General features: G+C 72.1%; 19 protein-coding genes and 1 pseudogene. 14 read left to right on the plus strand and 6 right to left on the minus strand.

Annotated elements, in window-relative coordinates; genetic code table 11:
• Positions 1–125: 125 nt before the first annotated feature.
• From Pflav_RS12440 to Pflav_RS12450, 3 genes are all read left to right on the plus strand, one after another.
• Positions 126–785, plus strand: coding sequence for a restriction endonuclease (locus tag Pflav_RS12440; RefSeq protein WP_197938384.1), 660 nt, complete (start codon positions 126–128; stop codon positions 783–785).
• 236 nt (positions 786–1,021) lie between these two features.
• The gene (locus tag Pflav_RS12445) at positions 1,022–2,572 is read left to right on the plus strand and encodes an RICIN domain-containing protein (RefSeq protein WP_173042397.1); all 1,551 of its coding nucleotides are present in this window, start codon (positions 1,022–1,024) and stop codon (positions 2,570–2,572) included.
• A gap of 115 nt (positions 2,573–2,687) precedes the next feature.
• On the plus strand, positions 2,688–3,236 hold the full coding sequence (locus tag Pflav_RS12450; RefSeq protein WP_232071306.1) for a DsbA family protein: 549 nt from the start codon (positions 2,688–2,690) through the stop codon (positions 3,234–3,236).
• Here the strand turns inward: Pflav_RS12450 and Pflav_RS48645 are convergent.
• Together Pflav_RS48645 and Pflav_RS12460 are read right to left on the minus strand one after the other, a co-directional pair.
• Positions 3,163–3,849: an SMP-30/gluconolactonase/LRE family protein gene (locus Pflav_RS48645; protein ID WP_415624317.1), complete on the minus strand. Its 687-nt coding sequence runs from the start codon at positions 3,847–3,849 to the stop codon at positions 3,163–3,165. The two genes, Pflav_RS12450 and Pflav_RS48645, sit on opposite strands and share 74 nt — an antisense overlap.
• Positions 3,850–4,198: 349 nt before the next feature.
• Positions 4,199–5,632 carry a four-carbon acid sugar kinase family protein gene (locus tag Pflav_RS12460; protein WP_173036311.1) on the minus strand — a complete coding sequence of 478 codons (1,434 nt, stop codon included), beginning with the start codon at positions 5,630–5,632 and terminating at the stop codon, positions 4,199–4,201.
• An 86-nt stretch (positions 5,633–5,718) separates the two neighbouring features.
• Here Pflav_RS12460 and denD point away from each other — a divergent pair, with 86 nt between their 5' ends.
• The 5 genes from denD to Pflav_RS12485 all read left to right on the plus strand — a co-directional run bounded on the left by denD (position 5,719) and on the right by Pflav_RS12485 (position 10,993).
• Positions 5,719–6,711 (plus strand): D-erythronate dehydrogenase, encoded by a 993-nt coding sequence (gene denD, locus Pflav_RS12465; protein ID WP_197938386.1) that lies wholly within the window; start codon positions 5,719–5,721, stop codon positions 6,709–6,711.
• Between the two features lie 98 nt (positions 6,712–6,809).
• On the plus strand, positions 6,810–7,694 hold the full coding sequence (locus tag Pflav_RS12470; protein ID WP_173036312.1) for an intradiol ring-cleavage dioxygenase: 885 nt from the start codon (positions 6,810–6,812) through the stop codon (positions 7,692–7,694).
• A gap of 43 nt (positions 7,695–7,737) precedes the next feature.
• The gene (locus tag Pflav_RS12475) at positions 7,738–7,965 is read left to right on the plus strand and encodes a hypothetical protein (protein ID WP_197938388.1); all 228 of its coding nucleotides are present in this window, start codon (positions 7,738–7,740) and stop codon (positions 7,963–7,965) included.
• Positions 7,966–8,802: 837 nt separating this feature from the next.
• Complete coding sequence (locus Pflav_RS12480) at positions 8,803–9,426, plus strand: hypothetical protein (RefSeq protein WP_173036313.1); 624 nt, start codon at positions 8,803–8,805, stop codon at positions 9,424–9,426.
• 775 nt (positions 9,427–10,201) lie between these two features.
• Positions 10,202–10,993: an SAM-dependent methyltransferase gene (locus tag Pflav_RS12485; protein ID WP_173036314.1), complete on the plus strand. Its 792-nt coding sequence runs from the start codon at positions 10,202–10,204 to the stop codon at positions 10,991–10,993.
• A 13-nt stretch (positions 10,994–11,006) separates the two neighbouring features.
• Here Pflav_RS12485 and Pflav_RS12490 read toward each other — a convergent pair whose 3' ends face one another.
• Positions 11,007–11,852 carry an NAD(P)H-binding protein gene (locus Pflav_RS12490; RefSeq protein WP_173036315.1) on the minus strand — a complete coding sequence of 282 codons (846 nt, stop codon included), beginning with the start codon at positions 11,850–11,852 and terminating at the stop codon, positions 11,007–11,009.
• An 81-nt stretch (positions 11,853–11,933) separates the two neighbouring features.
• Here Pflav_RS12490 and Pflav_RS12495 point away from each other — a divergent pair, with 81 nt between their 5' ends.
• Positions 11,934–12,911 (plus strand): AraC family transcriptional regulator, encoded by a 978-nt coding sequence (locus Pflav_RS12495; protein ID WP_173036316.1) that lies wholly within the window; start codon positions 11,934–11,936, stop codon positions 12,909–12,911.
• Here the strand turns inward: Pflav_RS12495 and Pflav_RS12500 are convergent.
• Positions 12,892–13,863, minus strand: coding sequence for an ArsR/SmtB family transcription factor (locus Pflav_RS12500; protein ID WP_173036317.1), 972 nt, complete (start codon positions 13,861–13,863; stop codon positions 12,892–12,894). The genes Pflav_RS12495 and Pflav_RS12500 overlap by 20 nt on opposite strands.
• Before the next feature lie 60 nt (positions 13,864–13,923).
• On the opposite strand from Pflav_RS12500, the gene Pflav_RS12505 reads away from it, so the two are divergent.
• Positions 13,924–15,117 (plus strand): MDR family MFS transporter, encoded by a 1,194-nt coding sequence (locus Pflav_RS12505; RefSeq protein WP_197938390.1) that lies wholly within the window; start codon positions 13,924–13,926, stop codon positions 15,115–15,117.
• A gap of 13 nt (positions 15,118–15,130) precedes the next feature.
• On the opposite strand, the gene Pflav_RS12510 is transcribed toward Pflav_RS12505, so the two are convergent.
• Positions 15,131–15,316, minus strand: coding sequence for a hypothetical protein (locus Pflav_RS12510; protein WP_173036318.1), 186 nt, complete (start codon positions 15,314–15,316; stop codon positions 15,131–15,133).
• Between the two features lie 433 nt (positions 15,317–15,749).
• Complete coding sequence (locus Pflav_RS12515) at positions 15,750–16,772, minus strand: sulfotransferase family protein (protein WP_173036319.1); 1,023 nt, start codon at positions 16,770–16,772, stop codon at positions 15,750–15,752.
• 41 nt (positions 16,773–16,813) lie between these two features.
• On the opposite strand from Pflav_RS12515, the gene Pflav_RS12520 reads away from it, so the two are divergent.
• The 4 genes and pseudogenes from Pflav_RS12520 (at position 16,814) to Pflav_RS12535 (ending at position 20,438) form a co-directional block, all read left to right on the plus strand.
• Positions 16,814–17,989 carry a glycosyltransferase family 4 protein gene (locus tag Pflav_RS12520; RefSeq protein ID WP_173036320.1) on the plus strand — a complete coding sequence of 392 codons (1,176 nt, stop codon included), beginning with the start codon at positions 16,814–16,816 and terminating at the stop codon, positions 17,987–17,989.
• Positions 17,982–18,950: a glycosyltransferase family 9 protein gene (locus Pflav_RS12525; protein ID WP_173036321.1), complete on the plus strand. Its 969-nt coding sequence runs from the start codon at positions 17,982–17,984 to the stop codon at positions 18,948–18,950. Before Pflav_RS12520 ends, Pflav_RS12525 begins: the two co-directional genes overlap by 8 nt.
• A gap of 95 nt (positions 18,951–19,045) precedes the next feature.
• Positions 19,046–19,837: pseudogene (locus Pflav_RS48650) on the plus strand (glycosyltransferase family 9 protein); the annotation flags it as partial.
• A gap of 184 nt (positions 19,838–20,021) precedes the next feature.
• A complete protein-coding gene (locus Pflav_RS12535) occupies positions 20,022–20,438 on the plus strand; it encodes a DUF2267 domain-containing protein (protein WP_173036322.1) in 417 nt (138 codons plus the stop codon).
• Positions 20,439–20,578 lie beyond the last annotated feature (140 nt).

The following is a 20,578-nucleotide window of genomic DNA, read 5'->3' on the forward strand; positions in this document are numbered from 1 at the left end:
TTACGGATCTGGATCAACCGACACCGATCCGCTGTGCCAGCGCGATCGCGGAGCGTTCTTCGAAATCGATCAGGACGACGCGCTACTCGCGCGCGTTGACAGGTCAAATGGGAGAGGACGTCGGAGTGGTACGCCGTCGGCGACGACGCAGAAAAGGCAACCAGAGCGCCCTGTTGCTGGTCGGCGTCGGGTTCCTCGCCGCCGCTGTCGCGCTGAGCTGGGGCCGTGACTTCGCCGCCACCCACGCCACCGCGATCGTCGTGGTCGCGGTCGCCGCCCTGCTCCTGGCTGCCGCGGCGGCTGTCCTCAGTGTCGTGGCCCGGCGCCGGCAAGCGGCCCGCCAGGCACAACGCGACCGAAACATCGCGGTCACCGACGCGATGACGGGTCCGCAGTTCGAGCAGTACGTGGCTCGGTTGCTGCGCCGCGACGGGCTACGAAGGGTGCACGTGAGCGGTGGCCCAGGCGACCTCGGCGCCGACATCACCGCCTACACAGCCGATGGCCGCAGAGTTGTGGTCCAGTGCAAGCGGTACGCCGGGTCGGTCGGCGACCCGCATGTGCAGAAGTTCAACGGCACCGCCTGGCACATCCACAAGGCCGATGTCGCGTTGCTGGTGACCACGGGTCGCCTGACCGTCAAGGCGAAGCAGCTCGCCCAGCGGTGCCGGATCGTCCTTGTCGACCGAGCCGCGCTGGCCACCTGGGCGACCGACGGCCTGCCGCCCGCCGTCCTGTCCACATCGACCAAGCCGCCGCGCTCAGCCGCTGCCCGGAGCGGCTGAGCGCCACTCCGACCCAGTCCTCCCTCTCGCCGCGGAGAGAGTTCTGATGATCTCCGCAGCGGCGGGTGCGACGAGTACCAGGCATTGACGTCCTTGAATTGAATCGTTACGATCCGGTCCGGAAAGCGCTTTCCGGGCGCTCCCCACGCCCGGCGGGCGCCGCGCCGACGACAACCCAGGAGGACATCGTGAGAAAACGGCACTGGCGGCTGGCGGTGGCCGGCCTTGGCGCGGCGATGCTCGCCGCCGCCGGAAGCGTGGTGGTGACGCGGGCGGCGGACGCGGCCACAGTGGACACCAACGCGACGTACGTCTTCGTCAACCGCAACAGCGGCAAGGCGATGGACCTGTACAACTGGTCCACTGCGGACGGTGCGCCGGTCAACCAGTTCACCCGCAACGACCTCGCCGTACAGCAGTGGCGCTTCGTCGACGTGGGCAGCGGCTACTACCAGGTGCGCTCGGTACACAGTGGCAAGGTGCTCGAGGTGCCGAACGCGAACGACGGCGTACAGCTCACGCAGATGCCCAGTGTTAGCGGTAACACCCGCCAGCACTTCCGGCTCGCCGACTCGGCCGGCGGGTACGTGCGCTTCGTCAACCGGCACAGCGGCAAGGCCCTCGACGTCTGGAGCTGGTCCACGGCGGACGGTGCGATGATCTCGCAGTACCAGGACCTCGACGGCGCCAACCAGCAGTGGCAGCTTGTCACCCTCGGCACCGGCGGCGGCGGTACCGGGTGCGGCAGCGGCTCGTTCAACGCCGAGGCGGTGCTGAGCGGCAGCACCTGGACCGCCCGCAACGGCAGCAGCACCGTCTACACCGGTACCGACATGCGGGCGGCCGTGCAGGCGGCGGTCAACAGCCTCACCGCCGGCCGTACCTCGAAGCAGCGCGTCGTCGTCCGCGGCTCCGGCTCGGTCAGCGCCGGCTCGCGCATCTCGCTGCCCAGCTACACGACGATCGACGTGTGCGGCACCATCAACGTGACCGGCTCCGGCTCGGGCGACCAGGCGCCGATCTACTCGCGCGGCACCACCCAGGTCGAGGTGCAGCACCTCAACGTCACCGGCAGCCCGCTCTACGGAATCTTCATGCGCAACGTCACCAACGTGATCCTCGGCCAGATCGACATGCGGCTCTCCAGCGGCCTCGGCGTACGCATCGACAACCGCGGCGACACGTCACAGTGGACGCGCAACGTGCGGATCGACAACGTGTTCGTCTCCGGGGCCAGCTCGCACGCCGTCGAGACGTACGGCGTGGACGGCATCACGATCGGCACCGTCACCGCCCGCAACGTCGGCGAGTCCGGCCTACTGCTCAACGAGACCATCAACGCCACGGTGACCACTGTGGACGCCGAGAACGCGGGCGCCGGCACCGGGTACGCCGCGTTCCGGATGGCCAACCGCAACGGCCGGATCGGCTCCAGCTACGGCACCAACATCCGGGTCGGCACGGTGCGGGCGCGCGGCGGCGGCCGGGGCATCTTCTGCGTCTCGGAGAGCGGCGGCGCTGCGATCGACCGGGTGGACATCGCCAACACCGGCAACAACGCCATCCTCGTCGAGAACTGCTACAACGTGAACATCGCCACGAACGGCGGGACGATCAGCGGCGGCGGCGAGGTGCGGCTGGCCGAGCGCACCGAGTTTGCCGGCAACCGTGACATCACGCTGCGCAACTTCACGCTTGTCAACAGCCGCATCGTGGAGAACCCCTGTGCCGACAACTTCACTGTCACCAACGTGACGCTCAGCAACTCCACAGTGGTCCGCTGCTGACCGCGCGGCGCGGGTGGGGGTGCCTCGGGCTCTCCCCACCCGCCACGGGCGATCCGGCCTCACCCCGGCGCTCCGGACGATGGCGGAAACACGCGCCCGAGGCAGGAGAGTCCACGTGACCACCTCAGTGCTGAGCACGAGCGATCGGCTGGCCGTGCCGGTGAACGACCAGGACCACATCCTGGGCCCGGACAGCGCGCCGGTGACGCTCGTCGAGTACGGCGACTACCAGTGCCCGTACTGCGCGAGGGCGCACCCGGTCGTCCAGCGGCTCATGCGGGAGCGCGCCGCCCAGCTGCGGTACGTGTACCGACACTTCCCGATCACCGACGTGCACCCGTACGCGGAGGTGGCGGCCGAGGCGGCGGAGGCGGCCGGCGTCCGCGGGCAGTTCTGGCGGATACACGACTGGCTTTTCACCGAGCAGGACCAGCTCACCCCACGGACGCTGATCACCGGGCTGGCCGGCCTCGGCCTGGACACGGACGTGGTCGCCGACGAGATCCGTTCGCACGTGTACCTGGCGAAGGTGCGAGCCGACTTCATCGGCGGAATCCGCAGTGACGTCCACGGCACGCCGACCTTCTTCGTCAACGGGATCCGCCACACCGAGGGGTACACGCTGCGCGAGCTGACGGCCGCGGTAGACCAGGCCACCTCGTAACGGCGGGGCCCGCGCCCACGCAAGGCTCCGGGATGTTGAGGTATCGCCCACCATAGTGATAGGCGACAATATGTCGGTCGCCGTTGCGCCGGATCCGTACGACGCAGCTCGTCACGTGCTCGCACACGAGGAGGTCGCCAGCGTGGTCGAAGACCATCCCGTTGCCGATGAAGTTGGGACGGGCCAGCAGCTCCACACCATTCGCCTCCGACCAGCGGTACCGGCCGTCGAAGCGGATGTCGCCGAAGAGAAGCGAGGCGGTCGCCGCGTCCCAGACCGGTCCCTCGGTGAAGGCGAAACCCCCGCCGAGGCGCCGGAATGACGCTCCCCGGTCCAGAAGGTCGTCAATCTCGCGCGTAGCGGCGGCAACGTTGAGCATCTTCGCTCTCCCTTGATCAACAGCGACTTGCCCTGCCGGCATCGGAGGCCGACGTGGCCCGCGGCCGCTGGCCGCAAGATCCCGACAAAATCCCTGTTTTTGCTGCCTCGGACGCGGGAGGAGGCAACAACATCGGGGATTTTGCTGCCTCCCACCTCGGCGGCGAGGCCGCACGGCCGCCGGAGGGCGGCATGCGGCCAGGTGCCCGTCGGCCATCGGGGCCAGCGGTGGCATCTCCTCGACACACTGGTCGGTCGCGAACGCAGGGCTTGGTCCGCGGGCCTGGCAGCGGAGGGCGGGGGTTTCGGCGAGCGCCAGCGAGCCGCCGACCGGAGCGGTGCCCGCGGGAGCATACGGTCCGCAGCTGACGCGGACGGGGGAAGACGGGTGGGAGAACGCCAGAGCACGCGACAGTTCCGCCTGCCCGACCTCGGCGAAGGGCTGACCGAGGCCGAGGTCCTGCGGTGATCAGGGCGACCCACGCCGAGCCGCCGCCGAACCGCGGCCGCTTCCGCCAAGCAGAGCAAATGCCCGTGGAACGCGGCCATCGGCGCGCCGAGGCCGAGCCTTCCCGCCCGCACGGTCACCCTCCCGTCGTGCCGTCCATCCGCGCCACCACGTCGGCGAGTGCGTCGTCGTCGCCCACGTTGCCGGCGAACACCACGTAGGGCTTGCCGAGCGCGCGCGGGTCCGCGGATCGGGGCCGCAGCAGCGAAACCATGCCCGGGAAGAGCTGGCCGGACACCTCGGCGCGGCGGATGCCCAGCCCGTCGACGGCGACCTCGTGCGAGGTGATGCCGCCCTTGGCGAGTACCCAGGCCGGGTTGCCGTCGAGCGCGGACCTGGCCACCGCGGCGACGGCGGCCGAGACGTCGCGGGCGATGCGCAGGCTCGCGTCGCGGTCGCCGGTGGCGACGAGGCCGCGGCTGGTCAGCACCAGCACGTGCGAGTCGCGCAGCGCTTGGGCGGCGGCCGCGCCGGCTTCGGCCGCGTAGGCCCGCCGTTCCTCAGCGTCGCGGGCGAGGAGCGCGGCGACGTCGACCTCGATCTCTTTCAGTGGTACCCGCTCGCGAAGCGCGGCGAGCTGCCGGCTGGTGCGGCCGACGTGTGAGCCGACGACGATGAGGCCGTGCCCAGCGGGGTGCCCGTCCGCCCAGATGTCGGTCGGTGCGAGTGGCGGCCGGGGGTCCTGCCCGGCGAGCGCGCGCACGAAGGACGGCCCGGTGCGGTACAGGAACGCTTTGCCGACTGACTGCACAGTCAGGGCGGCGAGGGCGACGGTATCGAGGTCGGAGTTGTCGAGCGCGTTCACGACGACGAAGCCGCCTGCCGGAGCCGCGTCGAGCAGCTCGGCCACCCGGTCCGGCCCGCCGGTGCGGATGTCGTCGAGGCCGATCGAGCTGACCCGTGACTCAGTCAGCGTGCCGCGTCCCATCTCCACGACGTAGTCGCGCAGGTTGGAGGAGCGGTACCCGAACGTGGCGTCCCGCGCGGACTCGGTCTCCCCCACCGGCAGCCACTCGTCGCCGGTCCGCGCCCAGTGGACATCGTGGACGGTCACCCGCCCGGCCTCCAGGTACGCCGGCACGACGAGCACCGCGTCGTGGCCTCGGCCGGTGGCGGTGCGGCGGGCGGCGTCGAGGGCCTCGATCTCGGCAAGGAAGTGGCCGCGCAGCGTGGAATCGCCGCGGCTGACCAGATCGAGTGGGGCGTCCCGCTCGGCGGCGATCCGGAACAGGTCGGCGGCCACCTCGGCGTTGACCGCGCAGGCCGCCGGCTCGGCCATGCCACGGGTGTTGGTGAGCACGAAGCCGGTGGGCGTGGGGCCGGGTAGCGCCGCCCGGTACTCCTCCGGGTCCCGCACGGTGACCACCTCGACGCCGTGTACCGACTGCGAGCCCGTCGGGTCGTCGTCGAGGGCTACGAGAATGCGGCCGGACGCCGCGCGGAGCCCCCGGATCTCGGCCGGCAGGTCACCACGCGCGACCACCTCGGGCAGGGATCCCCACGGCGTCATGCGGCAAATCTAGGCGAGCGGTGTTCGACACGTCACGCTCGCCAGGGGTGGCCGCGTGGTGGCGTTCGACGAGGTGTTCGCTGGCGGTGACCCTCACCCTGGCTGGTGCGTCCATGAACGTCGTCATCACCGGCGGTGCCGGCTTCCTCGGCCTCCGCCTCGCCCGTACGATCCTCGGCGCCGGCGAGCTGGCCGTGCGCGGGGCCGCGCCGGTACCCGTTCACCAGGTGACGCTGCTGGACCGCGTCGCACCCACCGGCCTCGACGATGCCCGGCTGCGCGCGGTCGTCGGCGACCTGGCACAGGTGGCGGCGGAGGGCGTGGCCGGCGCGGACGTTGTCTTCCACCTGGCGTCCGCGGTGAGCGGCGAGGCCGAGGCCGACTTCGACCTCGGCATGTCCGCCAACCTGCGCGCCGGGCAGGTGCTGCTGGAGGCCTGCCGCGCGCTGCCGAGCCCGCCGGTGCTCGTCTTCGCCAGCTCGCTCGCCGTGTACGGCCGCTGGCCGCAGCTCCCGCCGCTCGACGTGGTGGACGACGCGACGCTGCCGACGCCGCGCACGAGCTACGGCATCCAGAAGTTCGTGCTGGAGCAGCTCGTCACCGACTACACCCGCAAGGGCTTCCTGATTGGCCGCTCAGTCAGGCTGATGACCGTCAGCGTGCGGCCGGGCCGCCCCAACGCCGCCGCGTCCGGCTTCCTCAGCGGTATCGTCCGCGAGCCGCTCGCCGGCCGGCGCGCGGTCTGCCCGGTGCCGCCGTCCACGGCCGTCGCCCTGTCGTCGCCGCGCCGCACGATCGACGGGCTGCTGCGGGCGGCCGCCGCGTCCGAGGAGGAGTGGGGCGCGCCGATCGCGATGAACCTGCCCGCCCTCACCACCACGGTCGCCGAGATGGTCGACGCGCTCACCGCCGAGGTCGGGCCGGAGGTGGCCGCGCTGATCGACTGGGTACCCGACCCCGCCGTCGAGGCCATCGTCGCGGGCTGGCCGTCCCGCTTCGAGACGGCCCGCGCCGCCGTGCTCGGCCTGACCCCCGAGCCGGACTTCCGGGCGATAATCAGGGCGTACCGTTCGGAGTAGGCACAGCTGGTTCACAGCCGGGCCACAACGGGCTCACCGGCGCCGCGTCCACCGTGGAGTGCGGCGCCGGGTGGTGCCACGATGTGAACGGAGGAGCCATGCCGCACAAGCAGTACCAGGGACGCCCGCTGCCACGGCCGGACGAGGAGCTTGTCGACCAGGGCCTCGGCTTCGACCTCGGTACCCTGATGGGGCGCCGGCGGATGCTGAAGGCGCTCGGTCTCGGCATCACCGGCATGGGCCTGTCCTCCTGCGGCGCGAGCTCGTCGCCAGCGCCGCCGGCGGCCCCCTCCGCAGCCTTGACGCCCGCGGAGGCGGTTGCGAGCGCCAACGGCGAGATCCCCGACGAGACGGCCGGCCCGTACCCCGGCGACGGCTCGAACGGCCCCAACGTGCTTGACGACAGCGGCATCGTGCGCGGCGACATCCGCTCCAGCTTTGGCGAGACGAGCGGTACCGCCGAGGGGGTACCGATGACGCTGGAGCTGGTGATCCAGGACCTTGCGGGCGGCGGCAAGCCCTTCGCCGGCGTGGCCGTGTACGTGTGGCACTGCGACCGGGAAGGCCGCTACTCCCTCTACTCCGATGGCGCGCAGGACCAGAACTACCTGCGCGGCGTCCAGATCGCCGACGCCGCCGGCCGGGTGCGCTTCACGAGCATCTTCCCCGCCTGCTACGCGGGCCGGTGGCCACACATCCACTTCGAGGTCTATCCGGACCAGGGCAGCATCACCGACGCCGGCAACACGATCGCCACGTCGCAGGTCGCGCTCCCGGACGACGTGAGCAGGCAGGTGTACGCCCAGTCCGGCTACGAGCAGTCGATCCGGAACATGTCGGGGCTCTCCCTGCGCGGCGACAACGTCTTCCGCGACGGCGGCGCCAACCAGCTGGGCGCGGCGACCGGCAACGTCACGAACGGCTACACAATCTCCCTGACGGTGGGCGTCGACACGACCACAACCTCGCGCGGCGGCCGCTAGGTTGGGGCCTCTCTCAGAGCGTCACTTCCGGTAAATTCGGTCTGTGGCAGCACTTCTGGCGTACCTGGGGACTGCGGCCAGCATGGCGGCGGTCGCGGCTGGTCTGGTGTGGCTGGGTCGCCGGGTGCGTCGCCGCGGCGCGGGCGGCGAGGTCATGGGGCCGTTCGAAGAGATCTGGCACCCGGCTGCCCATCGGGCTCGGATGAAGGTCGAGGTCCAGGAGGAGTGCATGGTGCCGCTGCCGTCACCTGGTGACCCGTATCGGCGATAGGCCACCGACGTGGCACCGCATTCCTGATTCCTGGCACGTCGCCGAGCTTGGCGTCGCGCGTAACCAGCGTGATCCCTGGGGCCTTGGCGGGCACCGATTCCGCTAACGGGGATCATGCACGGTTTCGGTGACGGACGGAACGCATCCGCGAGCCGACTCCGCGCCTATGCGCCCGGCAGCGCCGCTACCCGGCTCGCAGGCGTGGAGTTATGTCCGATTACGCGACACCTGGGGTGAGTGTCGAGTAGCTCGGCGGAATGGCCGGCCGCCCGGCGTCGTTATATACCCGGCTCACGGAAAAGCGCGATCGGCCAGAGCCCGATGGAATGGCCGGCGGCCGGGAGTCGTTATACATGCGGCTCACGGAAAAGCGCGACCGGCCAGAGCTCGATGGAATGGCCAGCCCCGGGGTCGTTATACATGCGGCTCACGGAAGAGTGGGCCGGCCGAAGCTCGGCGGAATGGCCGGCGGCCGGGAGTCGTTATATATGCGGCTCACGGAAAAGCGCGGTCGGCCAGAGCTCGATGGAATGGCCAGCCCCCGGGGGTCGTTACATATACGGCTCACCGAAAAGCGCGGCCGGCCACAGCTCGGCGGAATGGCCGGCGGCCCGGGGTCGTTACACATACGGCCCGCGAGAGAGTGGGCCGGGAGTTCGGCCGGGAATGCCGGGCGGGGTCGGGTCGTTGACTAACCCGCGCCGGTGAAACAGACCGCCGGACATGTGCATCCCCCTGTTTTTGGTAGTGCCGAAATGGCGCTCGTATGCGCGTCTCCCCAATTCTTTTTGGTGGGTGGAGGCGTGCGCCTTTCCCGCTTGGAATGGAGATTCGAGCATGAACACGATGCTGCGTAAGACGGTTCACGCGTTCGCGGGGTTCGCCTTCGCCGGTGGTGCCCTGCTCGGACCGACCACCGCCGCGCTGGCTTCGCCGGCGCACGAGGCACCGGCTACGGCGGCTCCGGCCACGGTGGCGGTCGCCCAGGTGAAGACTGACAAGCCGGCGCCTAAGCCGGGTATGGACAAGCTGTCGCCGCACGGTGTGCAGGGTCAGCAGTCCTCCGTCAAGCTCAGCGATGAGCAGACCAAGAACGCCAAGGCGATCATCGAGGCGACCAAGAAGTCCGGCATGGACGAGCGCGCGGCCGTGGTAGCGATCGCGACCTCGCTTCAGGAGTCCAAGCTGGACAACCTGGGCCACCTCGGCGACATGAACGACCACGACTCGCTGGGCCTGTTCCAGCAGCGCCCGTCCTCCGGCTGGGGCTCGGCGGAGCAGATCACCAACCCCGAGTACTCGACGAAGGCGTTCCTGTCCGGCCTGAAGAATGTCGAGGGCTGGAAGGACATGCCGCTGACCGACGCCGCCCAGGCCGTCCAGGTGTCGGCGTACCCGGACCACTACGCCCAGTGGGAAACGCAGGCCGCCAACCTCGTGGCCGACCACTGGAACAGCTAACAACAAACAGACCCGCATGGCCGGGGCCCTCCATTGCGAGGGCCCCGGCCATCGTCATATCCGGAGCGGCGTCCGTCGTCGCCCAGGCCGGGGGCCACATAGCGCGCGATGTGCGAAGCCGTCGACTCCTGACCGGTCGTCTCCCACGATGGCTGCGTGCTCCGACCCGTCGCGCCGATCAGGGGCGATCGGTCGCGGTGGCCGGCACAGCCGGAAAGAGGGCGCGGCCTTGATCGGGAATGCACTGGTCGTCCGTGGCGAAAAATTGCCCCTGGAGGGGTAACTATTCGCCACGGACGCAGCGCGTAAGAGCACTGCTCGCGTCGATCAAGGAAAGGCCGCAGCCATCGACCATGGTCGACCTCATTCGGTGGAGAACCGATCCCCCAACGCAAGCTCTTAGACTCCAGGCGATCACCGGCGGTCGTCGCGGAGCGACGAATTGGGGATGGAGATCTGGATCTAGTCGACTTTATGTCGTCAGGGCAGCAGAAAGTCGACTAGATCTCTTGGGTTGACCGCGGCGCTGCCGGGGCGAGAACGTGTCGGCCGCCGAGGTGGAGCGCGTCATCTTCGACCACCCCGCGGCCGAAGAGGTGGCCGTGGTCGGCAGGCCGGACGCGTGGCTTGGCGGGCAAGGTGCCGAAGGTGCTCTTTGTACGGGAATGACCCAGGACGGACGCGACCAAATCCAGAAGCGAGCACCGAGAGTTCCGGCCTCATCGGACAAACGGGCTGATGCCGTCAGGAGATCCGTCCACGTAGGATTCGCGGCATGGTGGACCCCGACCTCGCGGACAAGCTCCAGGCCGACGTGCCGCACGCGGCGCGTATGTGGAACTACTGGATGGGCGGCAAGGACAACTTCCAGGCCGACCGCATGGCCGGCGACGCGGTTGCCGGCGTGTACCCCGAGATCGTGGTGATGGCCCGCGAGTCGCGGAAGTTTCTGATCCGCGTGGTCCGCCACCTGGCCGCGGAGGCGGGCATCCGGCAGTTCATCGACGTCGGCACCGGGCTGCCCACCATGCAGAATACGCACGAGGTCGCCCAGTCCGCACAGCCGCAGTCCCGCATCGTGTACGTCGACAGCGACCCGATGGTGCTCGTGCACGCCCGCGCGCTGCTGGCCAACACGACCGCCGAGGGCCTCACCACCTACGTGCCGTCCGACTACCACGACCCCGACACGATCGTGGCCGAGGCGCGGAAGTCGCTGGACTTCGACGAGCCGATCGCCGTGATGTTCATGGGCGTGATGGGCTACGAGCCGGACATGGACGTCGTCCGCTCCATCGTGGGTCGGATCAGCGGCGCCACCCCGTCCGGCAGCTACCTGGTGCTGTGGGACGGCACCAACACGAGCCCCGAGGTCGTCGAGGGTGCGGACAAGCTCGCCCAGAGCGGCGGCGTGCCGTACATCCTGCGCGACCCCGCCGAGCTGGCCACCTGCTTCGAGGGCCTCACGCTCGTCGAGCCCGGCCTGGTGCCGATCCCGCTGTGGCGCCCGGACGAGCCCGACGCGGTCGCCATCGACGCGTACGGCGCGGTGGCCAAGAAGCCCTGAGCCACCAGCCCCGCTAGGGTTGCCAGGCGCCGGCCTCCGTGGCGGCCTTGACGAAGTCGGTGAAGTCGCGGGGTTCGCGGCCCAGTGCCTCGCGGACGCCCGGAGAGATGTAGCTGTCGAGGTCACGCGGGATGGGGCTGATCGCGTCCGCGTAGTCCTCGGCGTCGGCCTTGGGCCAGCCCTGCTCTAGGAGTTCGGCCACGAAGTCCTCCCGGGACACCGGGACGTAGCGGAGCGGCCGGCCGGTGGCCGCCGCGATCGTCGCCGTCGCCTCGGTCAGGGTCAGGGCGCGGGGGCCCGACAGCTCGTACACGCGGCGTGTGTGTCCTTCGCCCGTGAGGGACTCGACCGCGACCGCGGCGATGTCCTCGGCATCGACGAAGCTGGCCGCCCCCTCGCCGGCGGGCAGGCGTAGCTCGCCGGTGAGCACGGCGTCGCGGAAGAAGCCCTCGCTGAAGTTCTGGGCGAACCAGCCCGGCCGCAGGACTGTCCACTCCAGACTCGACGAGCGCACCGCGTCGTCCCCGTCGACGTGGGTGCGGCCGGCGGGGCTGTCGTCGGGCAGGTAGCCGGGGACGTCGACGCCGCGGCCGGAGAGCAGCACGAGGCGGCGTACGCCGAGCGCGACGCACCGGTCGACGAAGGGGCGGGTCAGCAACTCGCCGTCGAGCGGGACGAGGTACACCTTCTCGACGCCGTCCAGGGCGCGATCCCAGGTGGCGCGGTCGGTCCAGTCGAAGGGTGGCGTGCCGGACCGCGAGCCCACGCGCACCGAGATGCCCCGCTGCCGCAGCTGTGACACGACGCGGCTGCCGGACTTGCCGGTACCGCCGGTGACCAGGATCGGTTGCTCCGTCATGCGTTCAAGTCAAGCCGTGGCGCGGTGTTCGAGCCATGGCTCAGGCGCTCGTACCGATTTTCGCGCGTCTACATTTGCCGGGTGGACGCGTTGGCGGGGTTGCTGGACGGGGTACGGGCCCGGGGTGCGCTGATCGGCCGCACAGTCCTGTGCGACAGCTGGTCGGTGCGCTTCGCGAGCGGGGCCCAGCTGAGCCTGCTCGCGATGCGCCGGGGCGAGGGGTGGCTGGTGCCGGGCGGCGGCGAGCCGGTGCGGATCGGGCCCGGCGAGGTGGCGGTGATCCGCGGCCCTGAGCCGTACACGGTCAGTGGTGACCCGGCGATCGCCCCCGGCCGGGTGGTCACCAGCGAGGACTACTGCGCCGACACCGCCCGCGCCCGCCTGCGGGACGGCCTCGACCTCGACCCGCGCACGTGCGGGTTCCCCGAGGAGGGGTCGGCGCTGCTGCTCAGCGGCGTGTACGAGGGGCCGGCCGCGATCGGGGACCGACTGCTCGACGCGCTCCCCCGCCTGCTGGTGGTCCGCGCGGACGAGCGCGACCGGACCACGGACACCGACCTGCCGGACCAGCTGGCCGCCATCGACCGGGCTGTTGCCGCCGACCTGCCGGGCCAGCAGGCCGTGCTGGACCGCTTGCTCGACCTGCTGCTGGTCTCGACGCTGCGGGCGTGGTTCGCCCGCCCGCGCGGCGACGTCCCGGGCTGGTCGGGCGCGGCCGGTGACCCGGTTGTGGCGCACGCCCTCCGCCTGCTGCACGCGGAGCCGGCACACCCGTGGACGGTCGCCGAGCTCGCCGCCCGCACCGGCGTGTCCCGCGCGGTGCTGGCCCGCCGCTTCACGGCCGCGGTGGGCGAGCCGCCGATCGGGTACCTGCTGGGCCGGCGGGTCGCGCTCGCCGCCGACCTGCTGCGCCAGACGGGTGACACGGTGGCCGCGATCGCGCGGAAGGTGGGCTACGCCAACGCGTTCGCGCTGAGTGTGGCGTTCAAGCGCAGGCGCGGCATGAGCCCGACGGAACACCGGGCGAGCTACGCGACCCTCACGAGGCGGTCTGGGTGAGGGCGTCGCCGGTGGGGGTGCGGCGGTAGTAGACCTCCTTGCCGACCCGCTTGCCGACCGCCAGCCCGCCGTCCCGAAGTATTGCCAGGTGCTGGCTGACCGCGCCCGTGGTCAGCGACAGCCGCCGGGCGAGGGCGGTCGTCGTGGCGGGCTCGGCGAGGGCGACGAGCATGCGGGCGCGGTTGCGGCCGATCAGCGCGGCGAGGCCGTCCGGCGCGGGCGGTGGCGTGTCGTCCCAGAGCGTGCCGACGCCGGCGACCGGGTACGCGAGCATCGACTGGTACGGCGGGCACATCACCGCGACCGACGGCCAGTGGAACGCGCTCGGCACCAGCACCAGGCCCTCGCCGTGCGGGGCCTCGACACTCATGTACGGACGGTCGACGTGCAGGCGGTCGCCGGTCCAGGTGACAGCCGGGTTGAGCGAGTCGAAGAGGGCGTGGGCGCCGCCCGCGGCGAGCGTACGGGTGCGCCGGATCACGTCGGCCTCGAGCAGGCCGTGCACCCTCGGCCAGTACTCGCGCAGGCACGCGTCCCAGTACCGGCCGAGCGTGGTGGCGACCCGGTCGATGCCCGCGGCCGGGTCGTCGAGGAACGCGCGGATCGCCGGCGACCGCCCCGGATCGAGCATGCCGACCTCGATGACCGCGACCTCGGGCGCCGTACCCCGGATGCGCGCCAACTCCGACGCGAAGGTCGGCGCCGGCGCCTCCGGTGGCGGGGTGAGGAAATCGGGCATGTAACCGTCCGGTGGCACCAGCGCGAAGACCTCGGCCAGGTCGGCGCCGAAGGTGGCCAGGCGCGGGCGCACGGCCGTGACCCAGGGGCGGTGGATGGCCTGCCGCGCGGGGTCACTCAGCGTGCGGAGGCTCGCGACAAGCTCCCACATCGGCGAGTACGCGAACCGGATGCGGGCCACGTCGTCGGGCCCGAGCAGCCAGGTGACCGTCATTCGTCTTAGCTTAGGCTAAGACGTTCGCCCCCGAGGCGCGGCGAGATCCACTCTGTGCGGGTGACGACGACCGCGCTCCCGGCGCAAGAGCAACTGCGGCTCCCCCGCCCCTTCTGGGCACTCTGGGCGGGCACGCTCGTCAACCGCCTCGGCACGATGGTCATGCCGTTCACCGGCGTGTACCTGACCCAGGCGCGCGGCTTCTCGGTAGCGGTCGCCGGCCTGGCGATGACGCTCTTCGGGGTCGGCTCGCTGATCTCGCAGATCGTCGCCGGCCTGCTGACCGACCGGATCGGCCGCCGCGCCACCCTCTCCGGCAGCATGGTCGCGACCGCGGTGGTGATGCTCGCGCTCGGGTACAGCACCGGGCTCGCCCCGATCCTCGTCGGCATGTTCGTGCTCGGACTGCTGATCGACGCGTACCGCCCGGCGTCCAGCGCGCTCGTCGCCGACCTCGTCGCGCCGGACCTGCGCCCGAAGGCGTTCGGCCTCATCTTCTGGGCCATCAACCTGGGGTACGCGGTGGCGATGGTCGCCGGCGGCTGGCTCGCCCACCTCGGCTTCTCCTGGCTCTTCTGGGCGGACGCGGCGACCTGCGCGGTGTTCGCGGTACTTGTGTGGCGGGCCGTACCCGAGACCCGCCCCGCGCACGACGGGACCACGACCGGCGGCTTCGGCACGGTGCTGCGCGACCGGACGATGGTGGCGTTCACGCTGATCACTTTCGGACAGGCGCTCGTGTACCTCCAGACGGTCACGATGCTGCCGGTAGCGATGACCGACGTGGCCGGGCTGGGCACGCGCGAGTTCGGCATGGCGATGGCGCTGAACGGCATCCTGATCGTCGCCTTCCAGCCGCTGGTCTCCGGCTGGCTGGGCCGCTACGACCTGTCCCGCGTGATGGCGCTGGGCCTCGCGGTGATGGCGGCCGGCTTCGCGGCAACCGCGTACGCGACGACTGCTGTGCACCTCGCGCTGACCGTCACGCTGTGGACCACCGGCGAGATCATCGCCGCCGGCATCGGTGGCACGATCGTGGCGGCGCTCGCCCCGGCCCACCTGCGCGGGCGGTACTCGGGGCTGTTCGGCTTCGCCTGGGCGGTGGCCTCGGTGGTCGCGCCGCTGGCCGGGAGCTGGCTGCTGACCGTGGGCATGGCGGCGCTGTGGTTTACGGTGGGCGCGGTCGGCCTGCTCACCGCCGCCGGCATGCTCGCGCTCGGCCCGGCCGTCCGGCACCGCACGGCCGGCGGCTAAGGCGCGGGCCAGCTCACTCCACGTCCTCCGATGGGATGTCCTCCGCCCGCACCATCTCGCCGTCGCGCTCCACCAGCACCTCGCCCGGCTGCTCCTGCGGCGCCACCTGCGCGGTCCGCCGGTTCGGGTCGTTGCCCGGACGCATCAAGACCGCGTCCGTATCGGAAGCCTTCTCCCGACTCTCCTCAGGCTGCGTCATCCATTCCTCCTAACTAGACAGCTTTGGGGTCAGGGTGGCCCCGGCGTCATGTCGCGGATAAAGATCCAAAACCAAGGAAATCGAGCTACCGCGACGTCCGCTGTGGTCCAGACCGTCGCTCCCGCGGCCTCACCCTTCGCGATTCACAACCCCCGGCAGATCGTGGTACCGAGCGGCCCCTCTGGGGGCAGTTGAATACCACGATCCCCGGGTCGACGCGCCCCCTGGGGTTGGGCTTGGACCGCGGAGGTGGCAGTGGAGGTCGGGGATTTCGGCGAGCGCCAGCGAGCCGCCGAGCGCAGCGGTGCCCGCGGGAGCATACGGTCCGCCACTGACGCGGACCGGGGCAAAGAGCGATCTTAAGAAATCGAATGTGACCCGGAGTCTGAAGGATCTCTAGACGGACGAGGCCGGGCTGTGGCATGCGTTCCTCCTAGATGGACGGGCCGGGGCGGCGCTGGATCGACGGGCGGGGCCGGGACCGGATCGACGGGCCGGGGCGGGGCGGGCCCTCGGGGGCCTGCGCCCGCCTCTGCGGGGCCTGCGGCCCGAAGGCGAGCGGGGTCAGGCGGCGGATCCGGTAGAGGCGGGCGGAGAGCCGATCGCGGACCTCGGGGCTGGCGTGGCGGCGGCGGGCCGGCGGGTGGTCCAGGTAGCCGAACGCGGCCATCTCCGGCCCGGCGATCTCCTCGATCGTGGCGGCGTCCTCCGGCGACAGCGTGTCCCGCCAGGCCGCGGTCCGGTCGGTGGTCACCGTCTCCAGCGCGGTGGACTTCCACCACTCCCACCCGTGCACGATCCCGTCCGGTACGGCTCCGCCACCGCCCGGCACCACGGCGATCAGGCTGCCGAGCTGGAGGCGGGCCTCGTCCGGGTCGGCCACCATGTCCTCGTACCGCAGCAGCAGGCAGCGCCCCGGCCCGAGGTGCCGGGCGGCGGCGCGCAGCTGGCGCTGGTCGAGCGCCCACTCCTCGGCGAGTACGGCGGGGTCCTCGATGCCCCACGGCACCGAGCGGTGCGAGGCGGCGACGGCGCGCGGGTCGCGCACCACGCCGATCAGCCGCAGCTGGGGGTCGGCGTCGGTGAGCGGGCGCCACCAGAGCAGGTGCTCGGGGGTCTTCTCGCCGTACCGGGCCGCGGGCGGGCAGAGCGCGACGACCACCGCCGCGAAGAACTCGAGCAGCGTCTCGCAGCGCCGCCCGATCACGTCCAGCACCTGGCCCGTGTCGAGGCGCAGCCCTTCGCTCGTGGGCAGGCTACGGAAGTCCTCCAGCTCCCGCTCCACCTCGGCCCGGCTGAGCGGGAAGCGGCGGCGGGCCAGCAAGCGCGGCGCGTACCGGTGCAGGAAATGGGTCTCCGGTGGCATCGCGACGCCGGGCAGCTCGCAGCAGAGCCGCTGGGTGAGCGTGGTCCCGGAGCGCGGAGTACCGACGACGAGGAAGGAGAGCGCACCCACCGCGCGGGCATACCCGGGCGATTCAGGGGCAAACGTCGCCGGTGACGATCCGGACCGCGATGATCACCGGCCCGGCGCCGGCCCACCTGGACGGCGTGAGCGACTACGCCGGCCGGCTGGCGGACGCGCTCGACGGTGCCGGCGTGGAGGTCGACGCCGTACCGCTCCGGCCCCCGGCACCCGGCCGCTGGCTGGCCGCCACGGTCGGCGCGGTCGAGGAGGTCCGGCGGATGCGGCCCGACCTCGTACACGTCCAGTTCGCCCCGTCGGCGTACCGCTTCTCCGCCCTCCCCGGCCTCCTGCCCCGCCTGCTGCCGTCGGGCACACCGCTGGTCACCACGATCCACGAGTACGGCTGGTGGGCCGCCCCGGGCTGGCTCCCCGGCCGCGCTTGGCGCCCGCTGGAACGGCTGCGGCTCTGGGACCGGGAAACCGCCCTGCTGGTACCGGCGAGCCACGCGGTCGTCGTCACGAACCCGGACCACGGCGCGGAGGTACGGCGCCGGACCGGGCGGCGGCCGGTCCTCATCCCCATCGCCCCAAACGTCCCTATCGCCCCGAACGTGGACCGCGCCGACTCGCCACCCGCCCGCGCCGAGACCCGCCGCCGGCTCGGGCTGGGCGGGGACGGCTTCCTGCTCGTGTTCTTCGGCTTCGTACACCCGGTCAAGGGCGTGCGGTACCTCCTCGAAGCCCTCCCCGCACTGCGCGCCGTACGCCCCGGCCTGCGCCTGGTGGTCGCCGGCGGGTTCACCTCGCAGGCGCTACCAGAGGGTGAGGCGCGTGCCTTCCGCCGCGAGCTCGAGGCGCTCGCCGCCCGGCACGGTATCGGGGACGCGGTCACGTTCACCGGGTACCTGCCCGGCCCGGAGGTGTCCGCGCTGCTCGCGGCGGCGGACGGCGCGGTGCTGCCGTTCACGGCCGGGGTCTCGGTCAAGAGTGGCGCGCTGCTCGCGGCGCTCGCGCACGGGGTGCCGACGGCTGTCACGGTCCCCGACGATCCGGACCCCCGGCTGCGCGACGGCGAGAACGTGGCCGCCATCGAGGCCCGCCGCGACGCCGCCGCGATCGCGACCACCCTTCGCCGGCTGATCGGCGACCCCGCACTCCGCACGCGGCTCTCCGCCGGCGGGCGGACGCTCGCCGCCGGACACACCTGGCCCGCCGTGGCGCGGGCGCACCTCGACCTGTACGAGCGGGTGCTGGCCCATGCGTAACCGGTATGCGGAGATCCTCGTCGTCGACCTGCTCGGCGGCATCGGTGACCTGGTCATCGCGCTGCCGGCCATCCACGCGCTCGCCGCCAGCCACCCCGGCGCCCGGCTGCGCGTGGTGACCCACGAGCCCGGCGCGGGCCTACTGCGCGGCGACCCGGCCGTCACCGGCGTACGCGTCCCCGCCCACTCCCGCGACGGCGCCGAGCGCGAGGCCGTGACGGCCGCGCTGGCCGAGCGGCGGCCCGACCTGGCGGTCACCACCACCCGGTACGGCGGCATCCCCGACCTGCTGCGCGACTCGGGCGCCCGGTGCGTCACCAACCTGTGGCGCGGCCCGCCGCCCGACGAGCTGGTCGGCAACCGCTACCTGCGCATCCTCGTCGAGGAGGGGGTGCTCGACCCGTCCGCGGTGGACCCCGTACCCCGGCTGCGGCTCAGCCCCGCCGAGCGCGCCGAGGGCGCCCGCGAGCTGGCCGGCCTCCTCGGCCCCACCCGCCGGCGGCCCGTGCTGCTGGTACCGGAGGCAGGCATGGCGGTCAAGCTCTGGCCCGAGCGGCGCTGGAAGGAGCTCGTCGCGATCCTCGACGGCATGGGCGTCCCGGTGGCGGCGGTACCGCAAGCGGGGAGCCTGCGCCGGCTGGCGGCCGTGTTCGCGGACGTCGCCCGCCGGGGCGGCGTGGTCGTGGGCGGCGACACGGGACCGCTGCGGGTGGCTGCGGCGAGCGGGGCCCGCACGGTGGCGCTCTTCGGCCCGACGCTGGCCAGCCGGTACGGCCTCGGCGACCCGGCCGCCGTGCACCTGCAAGGGCTGCCGGACTGCCCGCACCGCCGCCCGACCGCGATCACCACCCAGGTCTGCTGGTGGCACGCCAACTGCCCGCTCTCCGCCACCGACCCGGCCTGCATGGCGGACATCCCGGTAACGGCGGTAGCGGAAGCGGTCGTCCGGAGCATGTCGTAATGGAGCATCCCGCCACGCTCGCCGGACCGCCCGTCGACTGGGCCGCGCTGCGCCGCATCCTCGTCGTGCGCCCGGACAACCTCGGCGACGTGGTGATGGCCGGCCCGGCGGTACGCGCGCTGCACCGGGCCGCCCCCGACGCGCGGCTGGACCTGCTCGCGGCCCCCGCCGGGGCGGCCGTCGCACCCTTGCTGCCGCACCTCGGCGCGGTGCTCACGGCCGCGGTGTCGTGGCAGCAGCTCGACCCGGACGAGGTAGCGCCGGACGCCGACCGCGGCCTGATCCGCCGCATCGCCGGCGCCCGGTACGACGCCGCGGTCGTCCTCACCTCGTTCTCCCAGTCGCCGTGGCCCGCCGCGTACCTGTGCCGGCTCGCGGGTGTGCCGGTGCGGGTGGGCGAGTCGAAGGAGTTCGGCGGGGCGGGGCTCACCCACTGGGTCCCCGCCCCACCCGACGAGACGCACCAGGTCGACCGGATGCTGCGGGTGCTGGAGCGGGTCGGCGTACCCCCGGACGGCGCGCGGCTGCGGCTGGAGCTGCCGGCGGGCGCCCTTGAAGATGCCCGCGAGGTGCTCGCCCGGCACGGCATCGCGCCCGGGGAGCCGTACGCGCTGCTGCTCCCCGGTGCCTCCTGCTCGTCCCGCCGCTACCCGCCCGAGCGGTACGCCCGCGTCGCGCGGCTGCTGTCCAGTGCCGGGCTGCGTGTGGTGGTGGCGGGCTCGGCACGGGAGGCGGAGCTCGTCGAGCGGGCGGGCGGCGGCGAGACGGGGCTGGACGCACCCGGGCTGGCCGCGCTCGTCGCCGGCGCCGCGGTCGTGGTCTGCAACAACAGCGGCGGCGCCCATCTGGCGAGCGCGTTCCGCCGCCCGGTGGTGCTGCTCTTCGCCGGCACGGAACAGCTGTCCCAGTACGCCCCCGTTTCACACCGGCCGCGGTGCTCTCGATACCCACAGCGTGCGCGCCGTGCCGCCAGCTACGCTGCCCGTACGCCCTGGAGTGCCTCGACATCCCGCCCGAGCAGGTCGCGAAAGAGGCGTTACGGCTGGCCGACTAGCGGGTACCCAAGATCCGGTGAGCGACGACCTGATCACCGCGCACGTGCAGTCCCACCTCAAGGCTGGGGACGAGCGCGCCGGCGCGGACCACATCGTGCACGCCGTCCTCCGCGCCCTCGGCGACCGGCTACCAGCCGGCGAGGCCGCCTACCTCGCCGACGGGCTGCCAGCGGCGCTGCGCCCGTACGTGCGTCACCCCGGCGAACCGTCCACCTGGGACGACGGCCCGCGCAACCGCGAGGACCCGGTGGCCCGGATCGCGCTGGCCTGCGACACCGACGAGGACGAGGCCCGCCGCTACGCCCGCGCCGTGCTCGAGGAGCTGTCGGTGAACGTGCCGCCGTCCGCCATGTACGACGCGCAGGTACAGCTGCCGGACGACGTGCGCGAACTCTTCCCCGACCCGGTCCACGCCGTCGGCCACCAGCCCTAGAAGACAAAGACCAAGACCAAATTCTTGGGCTACCGCGACCCCCGTCGTGGTCCAGACCGCTGCTCCCGCAGCCTCACCCTCCGCGTGGGGCTGCGGGTAGGCCTGGTCGAGCAAATCGGCCAGTTCCGCTGCGCGCTAGC

The organism is Phytohabitans flavus (genome assembly GCF_011764545.1).
In the GTDB taxonomy this organism is placed as follows: Bacteria; Actinomycetota; Actinomycetes; order Mycobacteriales; family Micromonosporaceae; genus Phytohabitans; species Phytohabitans flavus.

Bases quoted from the DNA above. Each gene is read 5' to 3' on its own strand.
- Pflav_RS12490 (WP_173036315.1), bottom strand. From the start codon at position 11,852: ATGACGGAGCAACCGATCCTGGTCACCGGCGGTACCGGCAAGTCCGGC.
- Pflav_RS12470 (WP_173036312.1), top strand. From the start codon at position 6,810: ATGCCGCACAAGCAGTACCAGGGACGCCCGCTGCCACGGCCGGACGAG.
- Pflav_RS12485 (WP_173036314.1), top strand. From the start codon at position 10,202: ATGGTGGACCCCGACCTCGCGGACAAGCTCCAGGCCGACGTGCCGCAC.
- Pflav_RS12525 (WP_173036321.1), top strand. From the start codon at position 17,982: ATGCGTAACCGGTATGCGGAGATCCTCGTCGTCGACCTGCTCGGCGGC.
- Pflav_RS12445 (WP_173042397.1), top strand. From the start codon at position 1,022: ATGCTCGCCGCCGCCGGAAGCGTGGTGGTGACGCGGGCGGCGGACGCG.
- Pflav_RS12510 (WP_173036318.1), bottom strand. From the start codon at position 15,316: ATGACGCAGCCTGAGGAGAGTCGGGAGAAGGCTTCCGATACGGACGCG.
- Pflav_RS48645 (WP_415624317.1), bottom strand. From the start codon at position 3,849: ATGCCACCGCTGGCCCCGATGGCCGACGGGCACCTGGCCGCATGCCGC.
- Pflav_RS12500 (WP_173036317.1), bottom strand. From the start codon at position 13,863: ATGACGGTCACCTGGCTGCTCGGGCCCGACGACGTGGCCCGCATCCGG.
- Pflav_RS12480 (WP_173036313.1), top strand. From the start codon at position 8,803: ATGAACACGATGCTGCGTAAGACGGTTCACGCGTTCGCGGGGTTCGCC.
- Pflav_RS12460 (WP_173036311.1), bottom strand. From the start codon at position 5,632: ATGACGCCGTGGGGATCCCTGCCCGAGGTGGTCGCGCGTGGTGACCTG.